We start from the raw sequence: 931 nt of genomic DNA on the forward strand, positions 1-931 counted from the left end.
CCTAGGGCGTGTCTGATAAACATCCCGGTGTGATTCTGAAACCCTGGAAACGTGTCTCGATTTCAACTGCTCACTGACGACCAATGGGCCCTCATCGCCGACTACCTCCCGGCACCGACGGCCCGACGAGGCCGCCCCTTCTCCGACCCCAGACAGATGGTCGAGGGCATCATCTACCGCTACCGCACCGGCATCGCCTGGCGCGATCTGCCCGAGACCTTCGGCAAATGGCAGACTGTGTGGACCTGGCACCGCCGCTTAGCTTCCGATGGCACCTGGGATGCCATCCACCAGGTTCTGACTGCTCACGCAGCAAAGAATGACAAGGTCGACTTCACCGTCTCTGTCGACTCCACGATCGCTCGCGCACATCAACACGCGACGAACATCAGCCGCCTAAAAAAGGGACTTGTCGAATTACAAGGATCTGCTGACCGAGTCGCCTGACCACGCTTTCGGCCGCTCGCGCGGAGGCTTGTCGACAAAGACTCATCAGCTCGTCGATGGCCACGGACTGCCGCTGGTGTCGATCTGCACCGCTGGCCAGGACGGCGACAGCCCGATGCTCGCTCCTCTGTTGGAGAACCTTCAGGTCGGTCGACGCACCCGCCCGGACGCCGTCCTTGGGGACAAGGCCTACTCGTCGAGAGCGAATCGGTCACTGCTGCGGTCGCGGAAGATCGAGGCAGTCATCTCCGAACCCTTCGATCAGCAAGGCCATCGTCTCCGGCGAGGATCAAAGGGTGGCCGTCCACCGAAGTTCGATGCAATCAAATACAAGGGCCGCAATGTCATCGAGCGCGGGTACGCCCGTTTGAAGCAGTGGCGAGGACTGGCCACTCGTTATGACAAACTCGCCGTCGTCTATCGAGCCGCTGTCGTGCTCAACGGTGTCATCGCTTGGTTACAGCATTTATCAGACACGCCCTAG

Annotated in this window: 1 protein-coding gene; it reads left to right on the forward strand. The window is 60.4% G+C overall.

The features are described from left to right. Nucleotides 1-51: 51 nt before the first annotated feature. Nucleotides 52-931 (forward strand): IS5 family transposase gene (locus ACPUD7_RS17705; RefSeq protein WP_425120645.1). Its coding sequence is split into 2 segments (ribosomal slippage): nt 52-408 and nt 410-931, totalling 879 coding nucleotides; the frame shifts between segments, so codons are not numbered across the junction.

Source organism: Brevibacterium sp. FAM 24630 (assembly GCF_049804075.1).
Taxonomy (GTDB): domain Bacteria; phylum Actinomycetota; class Actinomycetes; order Actinomycetales; family Brevibacteriaceae; genus Brevibacterium.